The organism is Ochrobactrum sp. CGA5 (genome assembly GCF_006345815.1).
In the GTDB taxonomy this organism is placed as follows: Bacteria; Pseudomonadota; Alphaproteobacteria; order Rhizobiales; family Rhizobiaceae; genus Brucella.
Map to the genome: position 1 here is coordinate 1 of NZ_VCIG01000006.1, position 18,913 is coordinate 18,913.

Consider the following 18,913-nt stretch of genomic DNA (forward strand, 5'->3'; position numbering starts at 1 on the left):
CATGGACAATTTGCCTGCTCATAAGGTTGTCGGAATACGAGAAGCGATTGAGGAGGCAGGTGCGCAACTACGGTATCTGCCGCCCTATAGTCCCGATTTCAACCCAATAGAGATGGCGTTCTCGAAACTCAAAGCACATCTGCGTGAAAAGCCGAACGCACTGTCGAAGCGCTGTGGGATGCCGTCGGCCAAGTCATAACATTGTTCGAACCAACCGAGTGCGCTAACTACTTTGCAGCTTGCGGTTATGACCCAACATAAAACGGATTCGCTCTAGTGGTCGACCCAACCATTAAGGTTGCAAACTCCACCGGATCCTCTGGCGCAGGCAACACAAGCTGCCCCTTTTTCGCAAGAGTCCGCCACGTCGATACATGATTTGCAAGCAAACCGTGCCGACGCGCAACAGAACTCACCGTAGCGCCAGGCAGCAGCGTTTCTGCCACAATCCGCGCCTTCACCTCATCCGGCCACTTTCGGTTCCCGCAGCTTCCGCCACCAACTCGTAGAACCTCCAATGTAGATGGGGTGGTTGCCGTCCTCCTCCTGCGGCATAGTAACATGTACGAGTTCTATGCCTACAACCGAGTGAAGAGGAAGGAAAAATGAATACGATTATCGGGGTTGATTTAGCAAAGAATGTTTTCCAGGTTCACGGCGCGTCGGTAATTGGCGAGGTCGCATTTAGAAGGAAATTGTCGCGGGGACAGTTTCTCCGCTTCATGTCGACTCAACCACCCGCCTTGGTGGTATTAGAAGCTTGCGGAAGTGCCAATTACTGGGCACGCGAACTGGCAAAAATCGGTCACGACGTAAAGTTGATTGCACCACAGTATGTCCGCCCGTTCGTGAAGCGACAGAAAAACGACGCAACTGATGCGGAAGCCATCGTCATTGCGGCGCGCCAACCCGAGATGCGCTTTGTGGAACCAAAGGCACCCGAGCAACAGGCGCACGCAGTACTGTTCAGGGCACGGAACCGTGTCGTTCGTCAACGCACTGAGTTAATCAACGCATTGCGGGCTACTCTCTACGAATTCGGCCAAGTCGTTCCGCCTGGCATCGAAAACATTAAGCGCATTGATATCATCCTCGATAATCCAGAGATTGACTTGCCCTGATTGTGCGGGAGGAGTGCCGTGACTTGATTGCTCAGATCAGTGAGAAGACGGTCCGTATTGCCGAGAAAACAAACAAGCTCACGGAGCTTGCTAAACACAGCAGGTCAGCACGACGGCTTCAAACGATGCCCGGCGTCGGGCCGATGATTGCGGTGGCCATCGAAGCCTTTGCGCCGACCAAACAAGAGCTTCCGGCGCGGCCGCGACTTCGCTTCGTGGTTAGGTCTAGTCCCGAGACAGTTCTCATCTGGTGGCAAAGAGCGGCTTGGGCGGATCTCCAAGGCAGGTCAAGCTGACATCCGCCGGCTGTTAATCATAGGCGCAATGGCACGGGTGAATTGGGCAAGCCGCAAACCGCCCAAGGCGGGTAGCTGGCTTTCGAGGATGCTGACGAGAAAGCCACGAATGCTTGTTGCTATCGCTCTGGCAAACAAGATGGCGCGAGGGATTTGGGCCATGCTCACAAAAATGGAAGACTATAGAGATCCGGCCTTGGCCGAGGCAGTGTAAGATTCGCTGACCTTCAAAGTCAAGTTCGGTTAGGAGGTGCGAGAAGACGACGACCTGAATGGGCGCATGATCGATTGATCCGGAACGGCGAAACCAGTTGGATACGTAGAGCCATCGAGCTCGGAATGTAGATTGGGAGCTGATCCGCTGATCACCATACCGGCCGCGCGGCTTGAAGAATGCCGCACACTGAGGCCTGACACAAGACCGCACTCGATCACACCTCCCACCAGAAGAAACTTCTTGCATCACGGACGGCAACCACACAAGTGTCCATGGAGAAACTCCGTCCTGATCATCTCAAAAGTCTAATGCGACAATCAGAACCGTAATTGGAAGGTGGGGATCAGCGTACGCTTACGTCTCAACGAGTATGAGCTCGACCTATTGCGTCAGCGTTCCCTTTCAGCCCGCTATGAGAAGGCTCGCCGCGGTGAACTCGTCGTCAACGTTCCGGTCGGTTTCATAAAGGCCGGGGACAGGATTGAGAAGGATCCCGACCGGCGTACTCAGGACGCCATCACGCTTGTGTTTAATAAAGTTGCCGAACTTGGCAGTGCACGACAAGCCCTGCTATGGTTTCTTGAGCAGAGCTTGGAACTGCCGGTCAGGCGCACTGATGGCGATGTCATTTGGCGCAGGCCAAATTATGCAACGATCCATAGAATGATTGCGAATCCGATCTACGGTGGCGCGTACGCGTATGGTAAGAGTCGATCGGTGCCCCGATACGATGGTCAGTCTGGAATTCGTCGCAAAACACGTGATGAATGGCTGGCACTGATCCCGGATGCACATGAAGGTTATGTGAGTTGGGAACGGGCGGAGGAGATCCGTAAGCGTTCGCTGCGTTGCACATGTTTCTTAGCTTGACGTATTAAAGTTCCATGGGAGGGTAATCCCCCCATTTTTAGCGGGGTGCGACAGTAGAATTTACGCAGCCATTTTCAGTTTCTGTGTAGGGGTTATGCCGCCGATACCCATATTGGGCCGTTCGTTGTTATACGTCCAGAGCCATTGTGTAGCGAATTCCTGAGCCTCTTCGATGCTTTCAATGAAGCATGGACCATTTCACAAATACACAAAAGACCGGACACTCCCGATCGGCAACAGAATTGTTGGCTCGTAAAGTTTAATTTCTCGCGTGAAAGCTCTCCTATTACACCCCTTGATAATCCCAGGAGCAGCGGGAGAACAGGGGAGTACCTCAGCACCGGAACACGGTGAGCACCGCAAGCATCTCGTAACCTTCTGAAAACACAAATTTTTCTCTATGTTTCTGCGCCATTTGGCGCAATAGAGCCATACAAATGCTTCGATATTGTTCAACTTCGATGAAGTAAAGGAGCGATTGAGCTGAGTGGAAGGTGACATCTGAAGCGCGTATTCCCTCATTGCGGAGCACGAGGCGTTCCGTCATTGTCCGGTCAAGGAAACAAACAGGGATTACGAAAATGGCAAATGGACGACAGGCCTCGGTCAAACGGCTGAAGATGGCAGAGAGGGCGCAACAGCAGTTGGAGCTGCATTTCCCCGGCACCTCACCGACAATTCTCTGGCATCGCAAAACCAATGACGGCTTTACGACGGTTCCCAGGACGATGCCAATCGCCATGCAGGCTATTGACGCGCAGACAAAAGGTAGCCCGGCGGGCCACACACTTTTTGGGCTTTGGGCGCGCGCTCCGGATTTTCCGTTTGTGTCGATTGAGAACCCGACAACCTTTGCCGCCGAGGCGGGGTTTACGGGTGAGCGCGCGGTGGATACTTGGCGAAAGCGTATGAAGGCACTTCGTGATCTAGGGTTCATCGCCTGTAAGAAAGGGCCTTCGGGCGATTTCCATTACGTTATGCTCATCAACCCCAATGTGACCGTCGAATCACTGTACCAAAAGGGAAAGATCCAGGAGGGGCTTTATGCGCGCTTTATTGATCGTGTGATAGAAATTGGAGCTTTCGGCGAGATCGAAGCGTATAGGGAATATTTGGCAGCTTTGGACGCTCAGAACAAGGCGCAGGCAGCAAATTCGGAAAACGGTTCTGAAAGATTGGAAGAGCGGGTCGGCCCTTCGGCGGAACCTGCAAAATGATCTGGGTCAGAAACGAGAAAAACCCGCCAGAGGCGGGCCTTTCCTTTATATCGTATGACGATGAGGGTGGTGTTACCCCGCGACCTCACGCGCCTTTCGACAACCAACTTAGTCCGAACTGCCGTCGCTGTCAACGTCGGCAGTTCGATAAGGAATGACGCAATGCCTTTCACACCCGAAGAAATCCATAGTCTCCCCACGGTGCTATCAGCGCCACGGTTTGCGACTTATCTGGCGGAGAAGGCAAGTAATAAAGAGGCCGCGCTTGAACTCTATCGCTGGAATATGGAGTTGTCGGCGGCGTTCTTTGTTCCGCTTCAGATATGTGAAGTCAGCGTTCGCAATTCAATAGTCACGGCGATCGAGAGAACCTACGGTCCGAATTGGCCTTGGGAAAAGGGCTTCGAAATTAGTCTTCGTAACCCGGTGATCGGCTATAGTCCACGCCGGGATCTACTTGGCCTGAGCAGGCTACCGACGTCGGGGAAGATTGTAGCCGAACTAAAGTTTGTCTTCTGGGAGCGCATGTTCACGAAAAGCCATGATGCCGTAATCTGGAACAAGCAGTTCAAGACAGTCTTTCCGAATACGGATCCGCTGAAAACTATCCAGCAACTGCGAGCCGAGGGCTTTGATCGACTCGCGAGAATCCGCGATTTGCGCAATCGCATCGCTCATCACGAGCCAATTTTCAGGCGCAATGTTCAAGAGGAGTACGACAGGATTCGAGCCGTTGTGGCCTGGACCGATGAGACCGCCGCCGATTGGCTCGACAAGGTTGAGACTGTTACAACGATGATCGGACGAAAGCCTTGATGTCGTATCTAAATACTATGAATGGTGTGCTGCAACGACCTGTTCTGGAATAATTGGGACAACCCGCTAAAAACTAACACCAACGGTAACCTGGCGACAGCTGATACTGGAGCAGAATATTTAAGGCCAATCGGCGAACCAACCGGCATTGGCCAAGAATTTCTGACTGGCAATCAAAGCAGTGAGGCGCTTCTCAATGGTCAGTGGTGCACCGGTTCGGCGTGCATGCAATGGAAGAAAACCTCGCTTCGAAGCCGTCTTTCTTGGTTGATGCCGGAGAGAAAAACTCTAACCGACCGCCTGCTCCAGTAGCAATTGTTTTGGCAATGGCAAGACCAAGTCCTGCACCGCGCACAAGAGCCTGACCGCGCTCGAACGGCTCACTCAGCCGAGCAAGCGTTTCGGGCGGCACGACTGGGCCGCCATTAACAACACGCAGTTCCCCGTCGCATTTAAGACTTACGAGAACAGGCATGTCCTGTGCACCGTGTTTGAGTGCGTTTTCGATCAAGTTGCGCGCTAGTATGGCAAACGCATCCGCATCAATGCTCTTAAGCACGGGGCAATCAGGGAGAGTCAACTCAATGCGACCGACAGCATCGGTAGATCCGTTGAACTCGCCTACAACTAATCGAAGGATTGCAGCAATATTTACTGGCTTTTCGGCAAGGAGCCGTCCGCCCTCGGCTCTTGCCAACTGCATCAGTTTTTCTGTCAAGCGGGCGAGGCGGCGCAGCGCCGTTTCCATGTCCTGCGCACGTTCGCGCGTGGTAGCATCGGGCGCCTCGACGATCAGTCTTTGCGACTGTGCGAGCGCCGCTGCCACCGGGGTGCGCAATTCGTGGGCTGATTTGGCTGCAAGACTGCGTTCGGCTTCCAGGGTCAGTTTCAAACGGTCCAACAGCCGATTTACCGCTATGGCAACAGTGTCAATTTCGGAGGGAAGCCCATTTACGGCGACTGGATTAAGATCTCCGCTGCCACGCGCCTCAATCTGATCGCGAAAACTGCGAACCGGCGCCATGGAAAGACGTACGATGAACCAGACACCGATCAAGCCGAGGAGGACGGCCAGGGAGAGAGGTACAGCAAGCGTGTATAATATGTGCTTAGCCGTATCGCGCCGGTGGGAGAGGGGTTCAGCGACAGTAATTGTGAGACTACCCTGCATTGCGGCGTCAGAGTAGAGCCTGTGGGTTGGTGTGCTGCTGAAACCCATTTTTGAATAGGGCGGAAAAATGGTCACATCCGCACTATGGGAACGCATCTGCACGGTTCCGGCTGCGTCACGCACCACATAGGTGAAATATTCGTCGTGTTGGCGCAGGGTCGCCACCCTCTGCTCGGTGTCGTCGGCATCGCGCCCCAGAATCTCGAGCGCCGCGACCGGCAGAATGCGTTGCGCCGTTTCTTCGAGGGCGCTGTCAAAGGCCTTATTCAGTTCCTGGCGCAGAAGGTGTGCTGTCACAATCGTTGTAACAACCCACAACAGGGCCGCGCCGAGCCCGAGCCAGAGCGAAAGTCTCCATTGCAGGCTCTTCGGTTGCATCATTTTGCGTTTCCAAGCCGGTATCCGATGCCGCGAACCGTCTCGATGATCGCATGTCCAAGCTTTTTGCGGAGACGGCTGACATGGACCTCAATTGTATTGCTCTCGACCTCTGAGCCAAAGGCATAGAGCCGGTCCTCGAGTTGCGACTTGGTCAATGCAATACCAGGTCGCTGCAGGAAGTTTTCTAGCAATGCCCATTCGCGACCGGTCAGTTCAACGGGACGCCCGTCCTGCCTCACGGTCTTGGCGGCCAGATCGATCTGGAGGTTGCCTATTTTGATCAATGGGTTGGGATTGCCGCTGTAACGTCGCGCAACGGCATTCAGTCGTGACGACAGTTCCGCCAGATCGAACGGTTTGATCATGTAATCGTCTGCCCCGGCATCGAGTCCTTCTATCCGGTCGGAAATCTGGTCCAGTGCCGTGAGGATAATGACAGGCGTGACACTGCCTTTGGCGCGAAGATTGCGTAAAAAATTGACACCCAGCCCGTCGGGAAGCATCAGGTCCAACAGCATTAGGTCGTAGACTGCAGAGTTGACATGCTCTGTTGCGTCGTCGAGCCGGGTCACCCAATCCACGGAATGGTTGACGGCGATATGGTCGCGAACGGCCTTGCCCAGGATTGTATCGTCTTCGATCAACAGAACCCGCATACAACAGCACCCTTTATTCAATAAGAAGCGGCCCCGTGTCGACCCGATTCAGTCAGATGTGAACATATTCTAACTGAAGCTGTAACCTGTCATTCCTCTGACGTCATATCCTTGCCAGCTTCAGCTGTTCGTCAGAAATGGCTGGCAATATTCTCTTCAAAGCGCATTGATCAGGAACAATGATATGATGGTAAATTACCTTGCTGCAATCTCCCTTTTATTGATTTCAGCAGGAAGCGGCGTGGCGCGAGCCGATGATGACTGCCATGTGTCGATGGACAAGTGGCAATCCAGGGACGCGGTTCAGGCCATGGCTACTTCTCGCGGTTGGACCGTGGCGCGGATCAAAATCGACGACGGCTGTTATGAGGTCCGCGGCTCCGACAAAGCCGGAACGGCTTTCAGGGCTAAAGTTGATCCGGCTACGCTTGTTATAGTCAAGATAAAACACAAGGTTGGCGAATCCGACCATGACGATGACCGCCGTCGCAAATCAAGGGATAACGAGGGATAGCCGTCAGGTGCGGCGCCGGGCATGCCTTGCAGCCGCCGCATCGAGAAAACTCTCTGCCAAATAAGCAACCGGCGCTCCGCTTATAGAGCGCCTTCATTCAAGGAAAGACTTGTCATGTCTCGCAGTCCTGATCGTTATTCAAAAAGCATGGTTGTGATACACTGGATCACTGCAGCGTTGATCCTCGGAGCATGGTTGACGTCGGTGGGTGGACGCCGCATGGCGGAAAATCCGCCTTTGTTGCATTTTTCTCTAGGGCTTGCCGTGCTCGTGCTTGTTTTCCCACGCATTCTCTTGCGTCTTTCTGGCGCTGCGCCGTCAGCATCTCAGACGCAAGGGATGCTAGCCCTCGCAGCCAAGGTGGGTCATGCAGTACTCTATCTGTTTCTGCTCGCCTTGCCGCTCAGCGGCTGGTATGCCGCCTCGCGGATAGGTGTTCCCATATCCTTCTTCGGCATTTCCATACCCGCCATTGCTGCTCCCGTGCAGGGCGCTCCAGGACTGATCGCCGACTTCCATGAGAATGCCGGCACCATCATTCTTTATCTGGCCGGTCTTCATGCGCTGATAGCATTATGGCACCAATTCATTCTACGGGACGGAACACTTAAACGCATGTCGCTGCACTGATAGCGACTAGATCATCGTTGATGCTCGACGTGGCGGATCTGCCGGCAGGTCTGCCGCTTTCGTTTATCGCAGATCGGAGCGGTTCATTTCTTACAGAGCGCTGAAGCAGAAACCGTATCGGTGTCAGGTGGTGTTCAGCTCTTCTTGCGAGAGTAGCGGGCATAAGCGCGGATCGATCGAGGTCCGCGTGCCGTTTCTTTGAAAGAGGCAGACTGGCATGAAAGTACTTTTTGCAGCATTGGCAATGACCACGGCGCTTACGCTTCCGGATATCGCGATGGCGCGGCCCGTAACGCTGACAACGACGCTGAACAGTTATGGCGGTGACGGCGCGTATCTCGCTTATTACGTCATGGATGCTGAGGGTAAATATGCCGGTAGCCTTTGGATGGCTGGCGGCAAATCCAAATATTACGAACATCTGTCCGGATGGTATCGTGCAACGGGTGGCAATACGAGCGAGATCAACGGTATCACCGGCGCGAGCGTCGGTGCGGGTCGGACGCTTGAAATCACAGTTGATCTGGCCGACGCATTTTTTGATGCGGGCTACACATTGCATGTCGATGCTGCCGTGGAAGACATGCGCGACAGTCCCAATGAGGTGGTTATCCCGTTGACGTCCGGCGGTGCGAAAGTTCCAGTCAAAGGACACCGTTACATCGCAACAGCCGATTATTCTCTATAAACGGTGATTGCTATGTTCCGCATTATCCATCGTTGGCCGGGACTTCTCGCCGCGTTGCTACTGATTGTGCTCAGTATCAGCGGTGCAGCCCTGTCAATTTTTCCCGCTGTCGAAAGTATCTCATCTCCGCAGGCAGATGTGACACGTACGATCGCCGATCTGGCGGCGCGTGTTCAAGCGGTCTATCCGCAGGTGGAGCAAATCCGGCGGGCGCCGTCTGGCCGGATGACGGCCTATTGGTTCGATAATGGTGCGCCTCAGGCGGCGGTCATCGATCCCATTACCGGTCAGGGTATCGCTTCTGCCGATCCGAATCCAGTCGAACGCTGGCTGACAAACCTGCATCGTTCGCTCTTTCTTGATGATAGCGGTCGCATGGTCATGGCTGCGGGCGCTGCCGCCATGTTGGTACTGAGCCTGTCCGGGGTGGCGCTTGTCGCACGTCGGGCCGGGGGTTGGCAGCACTGGTTTTCGCGCCTGCGTGGCCCGCTCTCCGGGCGCCTGCATGTCGAGGTCGCCCGACTGGCCGTCGCAGGCCTGCTGCTTTCCTCGGCCACGGCTTTGTGGATGACGGCCTCCACCTTCGATCTGTTGCCTGATAGTGCGGTTTCGCCGGTCATGCAGACTGAGGCAAGCGGCCAGACTGGAGCGGTTCCGGCGACGATGGAACCGCTGCGGCAGATACCGGTTGCGGAAATGCGCAGCCTGTCATTCGCCGATCCATCCAACCCGATGGACATTCTCACCCTTAAGACCGACCGGGGCACCGGCTATATCGATCAGGGCACGGGCGCGCTTCTCGGCTGGAGCGGCCTGACCGGATGGCAACGTCTGTCGGAAACCATTTATATGCTCCATACGGGACGGGGGGCTTCTGTTCTGGCGCTGATCCTTGGCCTGGCGGCTCTTGGTGTGCCAGTCATGGCGGGCACGGGCGTTGTTCTCTGGTTCGCCGGGCGTCGCGGACGGCCACGTATTCGCTGCAATGTTTCCGCAGGAAAGGCGGAGACGATCATTCTCGTCGGCAGTGAAGGCGGTAGCACATGGGGCTTTGCCGCTACGCTGCATGCGGCGCTGTCCGACGCCGGTCAGGCCGTCCATGCCGCGCCGATGTCGGCTTTCGACCCGGCCCGTTACGGGCAGGCGCAGCGCATCCTCATCCTGGCCGCTACCTATGGCGACGGCGATGCGCCCGCTTCGGCCAAGGGGTTCCTTGAACGGCTCTCACCTCAGGCAGCGGATCCGGCAATTCCGCTGGCTGTGCTTGGGTTCGGCGACAGTAGCTTTCCTGCCTACTGCGCTTTCGCGCGGGCGGTGACGGAGACGGCGCATGCCGCCGGATGGAAAATGCTCATACCCTTTGACACGGTGGACCGTCAGTCGCCGCAGGCTTTTGCCCGATGGGGACGGACACTCGGTACTGCGATGACAATAAATCTTGAACTCACGCATCAGGTCGTTCAACCCACCGCCGTCCCGCTCACGCTTGTGTCGCGCCGTGATTATGGCGCCGCAGTACAGGCACCCGCAGCAATCCTGCGCTTTGCCTTGCCAAGGCTTTCCTTCTGGCAGCAAGTCCTTGGCTGCAGACTGGGGCGCTTTGTGGCCGGCGATCTCCTCGCCATCGTACCTTCGGGATCGACCGTTCCCCGGTTCTACTCGCTGGCTTCTGGACGCAACGACGGCTTTATAGAGATCGTCGTGAGAAAACATCCGGGTGGGCTATGCTCTTGCCAGCTCCTGGAACTGGAGCCCGGGGACACGATCAGCGCTTGCCTGCGTCGCAATCCAGGTTTCCATGCGGAGGATCGGACACATACGCCCCTGATTTTGATCGGCGCCGGAACAGGAATCGCACCTTTGACGGGTTTCATCCGTGCCAATACGCGGCATCGCCTGATCCATCTGTTCTTTGGAATGCGCCAGACGAATAGCGATTTTTTCTATGGCGACGAACTCCGTGAATGGAAGCAGAAGGGGCAAGTTGCGCAGATTAGCTCCTGTTGTTCACGCGGGAAAATGCCGCGCTATGTGCAGCATGTTCTTCGGGAGGATGCCGATGAAGTCACTCGGCTGATTCAGGAGGGGGCGCGGATCATGGTATGTGGCGGACGCGATATGGCCAACGGAGTCTCGTTGGTTCTTGCCGATATTCTGGGCCCCACTGGGCTGACATTAGCCAAACTCAGGGCGGAGGGACGTTATGTCGAAGACGTCTACTGAGATGCAACGTCACGCTTTGAGCGGGCCTACCATGGGTACACGTTGGTCAGCGTTGTTTTACCAAGCAGCGGGGTTCGATCCACAATCCGTTCGGGCCGCACTTCAGGCGGCAGTGGACGCGGTGGACATGCAGATGTCAACATGGAAGCCGGATAGTAATCTAACGCAGGTGAACGCCGCGCCGGTGGGACACTGGATAAAGGTGCCGCAGCAACTGCTGGACGTTTTGCGCCTTGCGCTCGACATTGGCCGTGCATCGGGCGGCGCGTTTGATTTCGGCATGGGCGATGCCGTAAGCGCCTGGGGTTTCGGGGCGTCAGAGGCGGCCCCTGAGCAGATACGAGCAGCGCTTGAGCGCGAGCGCCGACCAGCCCATGACGTTCTGGAACTGGACGTCGAGGGGGGAATGGTGCGAAAGTTAGCTCCCATCACGCTTGATCTCAATGGAATTGCCAAGGGATATGGTGTGGATCGTCTGACGGAGATATTGCGGTCTTTCGGGATTTCGTCCGGCCTCGTCGGAGTTGATGGGGAGATGCGGGCGCTCGGGTTGCGGCCAGATGGGAGTCCTTGGTCGATTGCAGTTGAAGCTCCTGACTATGGTCGTCGCGCAACCCACTCGGTTTTGGCTCTTCAGGATGCGGCGGTCGCCACGTCGGGCGATTATCGGCATTGGATTAATGTCAACGATTACCGCCTGTCGCACACCATGGACCCACGTCGCGGTGCTCCCTTGATGGAGCCTCCGGCGTCAGTCACCGTCGTGACACGTACCTGTGCCGAAGCGGATGCATGGGCCACAGCGCTAATGGTACTTGGTCCGAAGACCGGCGCGATACTGGCAAGGCGGTTACGCTTCAATGCTCTGTTCTTATTGCGTGCTGGGGGAACAACAATTCGGTGCGAGGCTGTAGGTGACTTATTCACCAGTTCACATTCTGGCGTACCATGACGCCCTTTAGCCGATGTTGGGTGAGATTCTCAACGCCCGAAGCGCATTGAGGATGACAGCGACGTCAATCAGCTCCTGGAGCAATGCACCCTGAACAGGTTTTAGATAACCGAACGCTGCTGCGATCATGGCGACTACAGAAAGACCAATCCCAACCACTACACTTTCGACAGCAATGCGCCTTGATCGCTTGGCAATTTCAATCCCAGCGCGAAGTCTATCTATTCTATCTACGAGGAGAACGACATCGGCCGCTTCTGCCGAGGCTGCCGCTCCCCTCGCACCCATGGCAACGCCAACATCAGCCGCTGCAAGTGCGGGCGCGTCGTTGACCCCATCTCCAACCATCATCACGGGGCCGTTCTTACGCTCGCTGAGCACGGTCAGCACCTTTTGATCGGGTGAAAGTTCGGAGTAGATGGCATCAAGCCCCAAACCCTTGGCGATGCGTTTGGCCACTGCAGCACGATCACCTGTCGCCAGCACTATTCGCTTTACGCCATCTTTGCGTAAGCCCCGTAACGTATCGACCACTTCGCCGCGCAAGGGATCGGCCATAATGATATAACCCGCGATGCTACCGTCTATCGCGACTGCAACCAGGGCCGCTCCAGCTTCTATATCGGGGATTTCACTCAGTTTTGCATTGACCTGTCTCTCAACGAAGCTACGTCCGCCGACAACGACGCTTTTGCGATCGACCCAGCCCGCGACGCCATCTCCTGCCAGTTCGCTTACATCGGTCGGCAATACAAGATCTATCCCGCGCCGCTGAGCGGCCAGTACAAGAGCCTGCGCCATCGGATGTTTGGACACTTGGTCAAGGGAGGCAGCGAAACGCAATAGATCATTTTCGCTCAATCCCGGCTGCGCGTTGATTGAAGTAATTTGTGGGCGGCCATCTGTCAGTGTTCCGGTCTTATCCAGCACCAACGTATTGATACGAGCCATATTTTCCAATGGACGAGCACCCTTTACCAGCACGCCGAAATGAGCGGAACGCGACAGTCCCGCAACAAGGGCGACGGGCACGGCCAGAATGAGAGGACATGGTGTCGCCACGACGAGAACGGCGACCGACCTTATCGGGTCTCCCGTGAACCACCATGCTCCGAAGGCGATTATGACGGTCACGATCAGAAAGCCGACAGACCACTGGTCTGCCAGTCTGGACATTGGAGCCTTGGAATGCTGTGCCTCTTCCACGAGGCGAACGATGCCAGCGTAGGTGCTATCCTTCGCTTCGTGCTTGGCAACGATATCGAAAGCATCGCCGGCATTCATTGAACCGCTTAGCACATCTGCTCCCGACGCAAGCGAAATCGGAAGTGACTCTCCCGTCAAAGCAGACATGTTTACGAAAGCTTTTACGGAAGTGATACTTCCGTCGACGGGGATGACATCTCCCTGACGGATCAGAAGGCGGTCACCGGGACGAATAGTTTCAACGGCAATCTCTTCGAGATGATCATCGACATATCGCATTGTTGTTCGCGGTGCGCGGGACAGCAAAGCATGCATCTCACGGCGTGCTCGTCCCTCGGCAAAGCTCTCAAGAAAGGCTCCGCCAGTATACATGAGGGCGACAATCGAAGCCGCCAGCATTTCCCCAAATGCCAGTGCGGCCGACATAGACATCGCGGCGACGATATCCAGCCCAAACTCCTTTCGGCATAAACTCCGGAGAATCTCGACGAGCAAAGATGCCAGCACAGGCAAAGTGGCAATTGCCCAGATTATCCGTGCTCCCGAGGAGTAGCCGGAAAAGTGCAAGCCGAGCCCCATCACAAGTCCGCACAAGGCAAAAATCAGCAGGATTGTTTTTGATCGATCTTCAACCGAGAACCGCATCTTCATAGTCTCCCCGACCTATAGAATGAGCAAATTATAGAGCCCTGCCTCTGACCGACTACAGTAATTCTTCTTTACATATGTATTCCCTAAATACTCAGATCGACGGTCAGACCGCTGTGCCGACTAGGGCCCCAATACTAGCCGTGATTGCCATCGCCAACGCCCCCCAAAAAGTGACGCGAACGGTTGCCTTAAGCATATTAGCTCCTCCCGCCTTGGCGCCGATTGCGCCTAGTAACGCTAGAAACAGCAAGGAAGAGATAGCAACCGCGTAAAGCAAGATGGAGGGAGGCGCGATGACCGTCATCAATAAGGGTAGGGCGGCCCCGATCGAGAAGGTGGCCGCTGAGGTCAGCGCTGCTTGTACAGGTCGTGCTTCCATGTGCTCAACTATTCCCAGTTCGTCGCGAGCGTGTGCTTCCAGAGCATTGTGCGAAGTCAGCTGTATTGCCACCTGCCGCGCCAGTTCCGGGGTCAGGCCGCGATCAATATAGGCTTGCATCAATTCATCGAGCTCTGCTTGGGGCTGAGTTTCGAGTTCCTTGCGTTCTCTGGCAAGATCTGCCAACTCCGTATCGGATTGAGAGCTGACAGAAACATACTCACCCGCCGCCATGGACATCGCGCCTGCGACAAGGCCTGCGATGCCAGCGATCAATATCTGCGTCGTTCCCGTTGAAGCAGATGCGACGCCCATAATGAGGCTCGCCGTTGAGACAATACCATCATTGGCGCCGAGTACCGCTGCGCGAAGCCAACCGATCCGCGATACGAGGTGGTTTTCTGTATGCAATCGGCTCATTGAGGTGCCTCCGGGCATTTGATGCATATCATCATACCTTCATCGAGACCCTTTGCCAGTGGCCTGAAAGTTTGAAGTTATAGAATTATTCTCCGGCGATCGGGCTTTTTGCCGTTTTTGTTAGAGCTCCTGCGCGGATTTTGAAAATCTGCATTTTCGAGGCAGGCTTGAAAACCTTCACATTATACATTATACATTATAATATATTATATAATGTTAACGTCGGAGGCAAAGATGCCCGTCACGAAAATAACTGAGAAACTGTCGATATCAACGCAGCCAAACGCGCAAGAACTCAGTTTACTCGATCGAAGCGGCTTCAAAACGCTAATCAACAACCGTCCCGATAATGAAAGCGCAGACCAGCCCGGAAACCAGGCTGAACGAGATGTGGCTCACAAACGTGATCTTTCTTATGCATATATTCCGGTCACGATGAATACGATCACGGAAGCCGATGTGCATGCGTTTCAGACGGTGGTCAGAAAATCGGAGGGTCCCGTGCTTGCGCATTGCAAAACAGGTACGTGTTCGCTCACCCTTCATCTCATCGGTGAAGTATTGGACGGACGCATGTCTGTTGACGATATTGTACACTTCGGACATCAGCTCGGCTTTGATACCAGTGTCGCTGCAGTATGGCTTAAACGCTTCGCTGACCGTCGCCCGCGGGTAAAAGGCTTTTTCGATAAGCGAACCTCCAGTGTTCAGTACGTGGTGTCCGATCCGATGACCGGTATGTGCGCAATTGTAGATCCCGTTCTCGACTTTGATGAAAAGTCGGGGTCAACGGCTACGATCAATGCAGACACAATTCTCGAATACGTTCGTGATAGTGGACTGACAGTCGAATGGATTCTCGACACCCATCCACACGCCGACCACTTTTCCGCAGCTCAGTACCTCAAGCAGAAAACCGGCGCCAAGACAGCGATAGGTGAGCATGTAACCGACGTCCAGAAGCTGTGGAAGGGGATATATAATTGGCCCGAGCTTGCCACCGATGGCTCACAATGGGATCGGCTGTTTGCCGATGGCGAGACGTTCAAGATCGGTTCCATTGATGCCAGGGTTCTGTTCTCGCCGGGGCATACGCTCGCCTCCATCACTTACGTGGTGGGCGATGCCGCCTTTGTGCATGACACAGTTTTTATGCCAGACAGCGGTACGGCGCGGGCCGATTTTCCCGGCGGCGATGCGCGAGCATTGTGGGAGTCAATCCAGAATATCATAGCACTTCCCGATGAGACGCGGCTATTCACCGGACATGATTACCAGCCGTGCGGTCGTGAGCCTCGGTGGGAAAGCACAGGGGCTGTTCAAAGGAAGCACAATCCGCACCTGGCGGGCGTATCGGAAGAAGCGTTCGTTGCCTTACGGACCAAGCGCGACAAGACGCTGCCAATGCCAAAGCTCATCCTGCATGCGCTGCAGGTGAACATACGTGGTGGGCGACTGCCTGAGCCAGAAGCCAACGGTAAGCGCTATCTGAAGTTTCCACTGGACGCGTTGGAAGGGGCCGCATGGGAATGATCGTGGACAGGATGGCAATAATGAAAGCGGGGCGATCTTCCATTGAACTATCTCTGCGCGCGGGCGAAGTGGCAGACCTGCTCAAGACACTGTCCCATCCAGCGCGTCTGATGATCGTCTGCAGCCTGGTGAAAAGCGAGTATTCCGTTGGGGAGCTGGAAGAAAAAATCGAGGTTCATCAACCGCACCTGTCGCAGCACCTAACTGTGTTGCGCAACTCCGGGATAGTCGAGACGCGACGGGATGGAAAAAAGATTTTCTATCGGCTCACAGAAGACAAGGCAGCGCAACTGGTCGCTGCCCTTTATGACATCTTTTGCGTGGAGGGCGTAGAATGATCACTTATCTATCGTCACTTATCGGCGGGATGTTAATCGGTATTTCAGCAGCGATGCTCCTGATCCTTAACGGCAGGATTGCTGGAGTAAGCGGAATCGTCGGGCGACTTTTACAGAGAAGCGCGTCGTTAACAAACCTTGCGTTCGTCGTGGGACTGGTAATCGGGCCAATTATTTATCTGACCGCTTTCGGCACCTGGCCCACTGTGCAAATTACTACTGGGTGGCCACTGATCATCGTCGCCGGACTTCTTGTCGGCTTCGGTTCGCGCATGGGATCTGGCTGCACGAGTGGGCACGGTGTGTTGGGGCTGGCTCGTCTGTCACCGCGATCAATTGCAGCGGTTGCTACCTTTCTGGGAACAGGAATGATTGGTGTTATTGTGCTGCGAGGTCTGGGGCTATGAACCTAAAGTTTTATCAATTCTGCAGCGCTCTTGCCTCCGGTGCCATTTTCGGTTTTGGACTGTCTATGTCTGGAATGCTCAATCCCGTTCGTGTAAGAGGTTTTCTCGACATTTTCGGCGTATGGGATCCAAGTCTTGCCTTTGTTCTTGGTGGCGCGGTTATCGTCGCCTCCATTGGTGTTCAAATAACGAAGCGGATGCAGCATCCAACATTCGACGACAGTTTTCATGTGCCAACGCGTCGACGGATCGATGCCCCTCTTATCATTGGCTCGGCACTGTTCGGTCTGGGATGGGGTATTGGCGGCTTCTGTCCCGGTCCCGCTATCGCGTCATTGTCAATGGGGCTGCCTCAAACTGTTCTCTTCGTCATTGCCATGCTGGTCGGGATGATCGTGCACGACAGAATCTGGAGCAGACAGAGTTGAGCAATTCTATCTTTTCGGCAATAGGTTCTGGCGGTATTGTCGGCTTTATGCTGGGATTGCTCGGCGGCGGCGGCTCCATTCTTGCGACACCGTTGCTCCTGTATGTTGTCGGTGTGAGCCGGCCCCATGTCGCCATCGCTACGGGTGCACTTGCGGTTTCGTTCAACGCGTTCGCGAATTTTACGAGCCATGCCTTGAAGGGGCACGTCTGGTGGCGCTGTGGCGCTGTCTTCTCAGCACTAGGCGCTATCGGGGCACTTATCGGTTCCAGTCTTGGAAAAGCTTGAGACGGTGATCGTCTCATCTTTCTGTTCGGCATCCTCATGATCGTCATTGGGCAGTTCATGTTGAAGCCCAAAAAGAGATTGGACGTCGAGTGCCGCCCGATCGATTTAAGAATGTGTCTCGTTACAGCAGCTATAGCTCTTGCCTCTGGCGCAGCATCCGGATTCTTCGGTATCGGCGGGGGTTTCCTGATTGTGCTCGGTTTGATGTTGGCAACAGGTATGCCGATGATCAACGCAATCGGCACGTCCCTTCTCTCCATGGGGGCCTTCGGACTGGCCACGGCTTTGAACTATGCCAGTTCCGGTCTAATCGACTGGTGGCTTGCAGCTGAGTTTATCGGAGGTGGCATCATAGGAGGGGTATTCGGAATGATGCTCGCCAGGCGATTGAGTGCATACATGAACGCCTTCAATAGCATATTCGCAGGGATCATCTTCATCGTGGCGGCATATATCCTGTATCGCAACGGAGCCAGTTTCGACGAACCGTATGGCAATTCTCGAAGGTCGGCTAAAAAATAGGGACTCTTTTGCGGCCAGCGCCATCACTTTTAAATGAAAATGAACAAATAACTCTAATCCCGGAGCCGCCGTGCTAGTCGTTGAAAGCCTTTTCGCGACTACCTAACAACGAGCACTGATGTTTTCGCTTGCGTAATGATTTCATTGGTTTGGCTGCCCAGAACAAGGCGTTGCACTCCCGAATAACCGTGAGTTGCAACCACAATTAGGTCACAGCGGAGCGAGTCAGCTGCCGTGCTTATTGCATCCGATGGAATGGGATTTATAAGGTGCACAACATCGGTTTCAACCTGTAGGTCGTTTGCCAAGTCCTTTGCGTGACCCAGAACCTTGGAGGCAAATTTTTCCCAGCTTTGATTATATCTAACGACAATATCGTCATCATCAAGCATACCTCCAAATATGCCTGAATTGCTATATGGTGCTGTTACAGTTACAACAGTTACCCTGCATCGCAGGAATTGGGCCAATGAGAGCCCTTGGCCAACACATCGTTCTGCAAGTTCGGAGCCATCCGTCGCAATAAGAATATGCTTGAACATTCTGATCTCCTTTAAGAGCGTATGCTTGGCCAGCGTCCGTTCAGTGAAGAATTGCTTGAAGCCAATATAATAGATGCATTCAACGCTTCTCAACTCTATCAACCTGATAGGTTTTATTTTTGCCGCGTACGTTTATTCCAACATACTCGCCGATGCCGAAACAGCTCCAGCGCAGTTTGTCTCCCTTCTTAAGGGGCCAGAGGATTCAATCATTCGATACTGTTTTCGTGGGCCGTTTTGAGGTTTCCTGGTTCATCTGGTGTAAGGCCATTTCCAATCCCTAATTTCCGGCATGTCCTCGCCTGTCCGTCGTCGAATGATTTGAGACTATTTGTGCTTTTGAAGATTGGAGTTTCCGGCTCGGTTTAGGGGTTGATTTAAGCCGCTTTGGCCTGGTGGTTCAAGCGGCGTTTTTTGATCGTGTCTCGTTTGATCCTTTCGCGTTCGA

17 protein-coding genes and 5 pseudogenes are annotated in these 18,913 nt (G+C 54.6%); 15 read left to right on the top strand and 7 right to left on the bottom strand.

Annotated elements, in window-relative coordinates; all coding sequences use genetic code 11:
• Positions 1-261: pseudogene (locus FJQ48_RS07835) on the top strand (transposase); the annotation flags it as partial.
• Here FJQ48_RS07835 and FJQ48_RS22830 read toward each other — a convergent pair.
• Positions 246-563, bottom strand: coding sequence for a transposase (locus tag FJQ48_RS22830; protein ID WP_094574512.1), 318 nt, complete (start codon positions 561-563; stop codon positions 246-248). The pseudogene FJQ48_RS07835 and the gene FJQ48_RS22830 sit on opposite strands and share 16 nt — an antisense overlap.
• Before the next feature lie 42 nt (positions 564-605).
• Between FJQ48_RS22830 and FJQ48_RS07845 the strand changes: the two are divergent.
• Together FJQ48_RS07845 and FJQ48_RS07850 are read left to right on the top strand one after the other, a co-directional pair.
• A pseudogene (locus FJQ48_RS07845) lies at positions 606-1,631 on the top strand (IS110 family transposase).
• Between the two features lie 387 nt (positions 1,632-2,018).
• A complete protein-coding gene (locus FJQ48_RS07850) occupies positions 2,019-2,504 on the top strand; it encodes a recombinase family protein (protein WP_235818711.1) in 486 nt (161 codons plus the stop codon).
• A gap of 60 nt (positions 2,505-2,564) precedes the next feature.
• Here FJQ48_RS07850 and FJQ48_RS07855 read toward each other — a convergent pair.
• Positions 2,565-2,684 (bottom strand): annotated as a pseudogene (locus tag FJQ48_RS07855) (integrase core domain-containing protein); the annotation flags it as partial.
• A gap of 401 nt (positions 2,685-3,085) precedes the next feature.
• Here FJQ48_RS07855 and FJQ48_RS07860 point away from each other — a divergent pair.
• Positions 3,086-3,721: a hypothetical protein gene (locus FJQ48_RS07860; protein ID WP_125303214.1), complete on the top strand. Its 636-nt coding sequence runs from the start codon at positions 3,086-3,088 to the stop codon at positions 3,719-3,721.
• Positions 3,722-3,883: 162 nt separating this feature from the next.
• On the top strand, positions 3,884-4,537 hold the full coding sequence (locus FJQ48_RS07865) for a hypothetical protein (RefSeq protein WP_094573457.1): 654 nt from the start codon (positions 3,884-3,886) through the stop codon (positions 4,535-4,537).
• 193 nt (positions 4,538-4,730) lie between these two features.
• Here FJQ48_RS07865 and FJQ48_RS07870 read toward each other — a convergent pair whose 3' ends face one another.
• Positions 4,731-6,089 carry a HAMP domain-containing sensor histidine kinase gene (locus tag FJQ48_RS07870; protein ID WP_139974645.1) on the bottom strand — a complete coding sequence of 453 codons (1,359 nt, stop codon included), beginning with the start codon at positions 6,087-6,089 and terminating at the stop codon, positions 4,731-4,733.
• Complete coding sequence (locus tag FJQ48_RS07875; RefSeq protein ID WP_109989628.1) at positions 6,086-6,745, bottom strand: response regulator transcription factor; 660 nt, start codon at positions 6,743-6,745, stop codon at positions 6,086-6,088. Before FJQ48_RS07875 ends, FJQ48_RS07870 begins: the two co-directional genes overlap by 4 nt.
• A 187-nt stretch (positions 6,746-6,932) precedes the next feature.
• Here FJQ48_RS07875 and FJQ48_RS07880 point away from each other — a divergent pair.
• The 5 genes and pseudogenes from FJQ48_RS07880 to FJQ48_RS07900 form a co-directional block, all read left to right on the top strand.
• Positions 6,933-7,244: pseudogene (locus tag FJQ48_RS07880) on the top strand (PepSY domain-containing protein); the annotation flags it as partial.
• A gap of 129 nt (positions 7,245-7,373) precedes the next feature.
• On the top strand, positions 7,374-7,889 hold the full coding sequence (locus tag FJQ48_RS07885; RefSeq protein ID WP_128095135.1) for a cytochrome b/b6 domain-containing protein: 516 nt from the start codon (positions 7,374-7,376) through the stop codon (positions 7,887-7,889).
• Positions 7,890-8,106: 217 nt separating this feature from the next.
• On the top strand, positions 8,107-8,577 hold the full coding sequence (locus FJQ48_RS07890; RefSeq protein ID WP_128095134.1) for a DUF2271 domain-containing protein: 471 nt from the start codon (positions 8,107-8,109) through the stop codon (positions 8,575-8,577).
• Between the two features lie 12 nt (positions 8,578-8,589).
• Entirely contained in the window at positions 8,590-10,800 is a 2,211-nt protein-coding gene (locus FJQ48_RS07895; protein WP_138787508.1) for a PepSY domain-containing protein, read from the top strand.
• Positions 10,781-11,752: an FAD:protein FMN transferase gene (locus FJQ48_RS07900; protein WP_128095133.1), complete on the top strand. Its 972-nt coding sequence runs from the start codon at positions 10,781-10,783 to the stop codon at positions 11,750-11,752. The genes FJQ48_RS07895 and FJQ48_RS07900 overlap by 20 nt, the downstream gene beginning before the upstream one ends.
• A 6-nt stretch (positions 11,753-11,758) precedes the next feature.
• Here FJQ48_RS07900 and FJQ48_RS07905 read toward each other — a convergent pair whose 3' ends face one another.
• Positions 11,759-13,603 carry a heavy metal translocating P-type ATPase gene (locus FJQ48_RS07905; RefSeq protein WP_139974646.1) on the bottom strand — a complete coding sequence of 615 codons (1,845 nt, stop codon included), beginning with the start codon at positions 13,601-13,603 and terminating at the stop codon, positions 11,759-11,761.
• Positions 13,604-13,712: 109 nt separating this feature from the next.
• Positions 13,713-14,408, bottom strand: a complete 696-nt coding sequence (locus FJQ48_RS07910) for a VIT family protein (protein ID WP_105708025.1) — start codon at positions 14,406-14,408, stop codon at positions 13,713-13,715.
• A 234-nt stretch (positions 14,409-14,642) separates the two neighbouring features.
• On the opposite strand from FJQ48_RS07910, the gene blh reads away from it, so the two are divergent.
• From blh to FJQ48_RS07935, 5 genes and pseudogenes are all read left to right on the top strand, one after another.
• Positions 14,643-15,941: a bifunctional sulfur transferase/dioxygenase Blh gene (gene blh / locus FJQ48_RS07915; protein WP_139974647.1), complete on the top strand. Its 1,299-nt coding sequence runs from the start codon at positions 14,643-14,645 to the stop codon at positions 15,939-15,941.
• Positions 15,932-16,279 (top strand): sulfite-sensing transcriptional repressor BigR, encoded by a 348-nt coding sequence (gene bigR, locus FJQ48_RS07920; protein ID WP_139974648.1) that lies wholly within the window; start codon positions 15,932-15,934, stop codon positions 16,277-16,279. The genes blh and bigR overlap by 10 nt, the downstream gene beginning before the upstream one ends.
• Entirely contained in the window at positions 16,276-16,686 is a 411-nt protein-coding gene (locus FJQ48_RS07925; protein ID WP_128095129.1) for a YeeE/YedE family protein, read from the top strand. Before bigR ends, FJQ48_RS07925 begins: the two co-directional genes overlap by 4 nt.
• The gene (locus tag FJQ48_RS07930) at positions 16,683-17,114 is read left to right on the top strand and encodes a YeeE/YedE family protein (protein ID WP_139974649.1); all 432 of its coding nucleotides are present in this window, start codon (positions 16,683-16,685) and stop codon (positions 17,112-17,114) included. The genes FJQ48_RS07925 and FJQ48_RS07930 overlap by 4 nt, the downstream gene beginning before the upstream one ends.
• Positions 17,096-17,923: pseudogene (locus tag FJQ48_RS07935) on the top strand (sulfite exporter TauE/SafE family protein). Before FJQ48_RS07930 ends, FJQ48_RS07935 begins: the two are co-directional and overlap by 19 nt.
• 98 nt (positions 17,924-18,021) lie before the next feature.
• Here FJQ48_RS07935 and FJQ48_RS07940 read toward each other — a convergent pair.
• Positions 18,022-18,465, bottom strand: coding sequence for a universal stress protein (locus tag FJQ48_RS07940; protein ID WP_128095128.1), 444 nt, complete (start codon positions 18,463-18,465; stop codon positions 18,022-18,024).
• Between the last annotated feature and the right edge of the window lie 448 nt (positions 18,466-18,913).

Excerpts from the sequence above, each read along its gene's own strand:
- FJQ48_RS07865 (WP_094573457.1), top strand. The coding sequence starts at position 3,884 with ATGCCTTTCACACCCGAAGAAATCCATAGTCTCCCCACGGTGCTATCA.
- FJQ48_RS07885 (WP_128095135.1), top strand. The coding sequence starts at position 7,374 with ATGTCTCGCAGTCCTGATCGTTATTCAAAAAGCATGGTTGTGATACAC.
- FJQ48_RS07910 (WP_105708025.1), bottom strand. The coding sequence starts at position 14,408 with ATGAGCCGATTGCATACAGAAAACCACCTCGTATCGCGGATCGGTTGG.
- FJQ48_RS07940 (WP_128095128.1), bottom strand. The coding sequence starts at position 18,465 with ATGTTCAAGCATATTCTTATTGCGACGGATGGCTCCGAACTTGCAGAA.
- FJQ48_RS07900 (WP_128095133.1), top strand. The coding sequence starts at position 10,781 with ATGTCGAAGACGTCTACTGAGATGCAACGTCACGCTTTGAGCGGGCCT.
- FJQ48_RS07860 (WP_125303214.1), top strand. The coding sequence starts at position 3,086 with ATGGCAAATGGACGACAGGCCTCGGTCAAACGGCTGAAGATGGCAGAG.
- FJQ48_RS22830 (WP_094574512.1), bottom strand. The coding sequence starts at position 563 with ATGTTACTATGCCGCAGGAGGAGGACGGCAACCACCCCATCTACATTG.
- FJQ48_RS07895 (WP_138787508.1), top strand. The coding sequence starts at position 8,590 with ATGTTCCGCATTATCCATCGTTGGCCGGGACTTCTCGCCGCGTTGCTA.
- FJQ48_RS07930 (WP_139974649.1), top strand. The coding sequence starts at position 16,683 with ATGAACCTAAAGTTTTATCAATTCTGCAGCGCTCTTGCCTCCGGTGCC.
- FJQ48_RS07905 (WP_139974646.1), bottom strand. The coding sequence starts at position 13,603 with ATGCGGTTCTCGGTTGAAGATCGATCAAAAACAATCCTGCTGATTTTT.
- FJQ48_RS07890 (WP_128095134.1), top strand. The coding sequence starts at position 8,107 with ATGAAAGTACTTTTTGCAGCATTGGCAATGACCACGGCGCTTACGCTT.
- FJQ48_RS07870 (WP_139974645.1), bottom strand. The coding sequence starts at position 6,089 with ATGATGCAACCGAAGAGCCTGCAATGGAGACTTTCGCTCTGGCTCGGG.
- blh (WP_139974647.1), top strand. The coding sequence starts at position 14,643 with ATGCCCGTCACGAAAATAACTGAGAAACTGTCGATATCAACGCAGCCA.
- bigR (WP_139974648.1), top strand. The coding sequence starts at position 15,932 with ATGGGAATGATCGTGGACAGGATGGCAATAATGAAAGCGGGGCGATCT.
- FJQ48_RS07925 (WP_128095129.1), top strand. The coding sequence starts at position 16,276 with ATGATCACTTATCTATCGTCACTTATCGGCGGGATGTTAATCGGTATT.
- FJQ48_RS07875 (WP_109989628.1), bottom strand. The coding sequence starts at position 6,745 with ATGCGGGTTCTGTTGATCGAAGACGATACAATCCTGGGCAAGGCCGTT.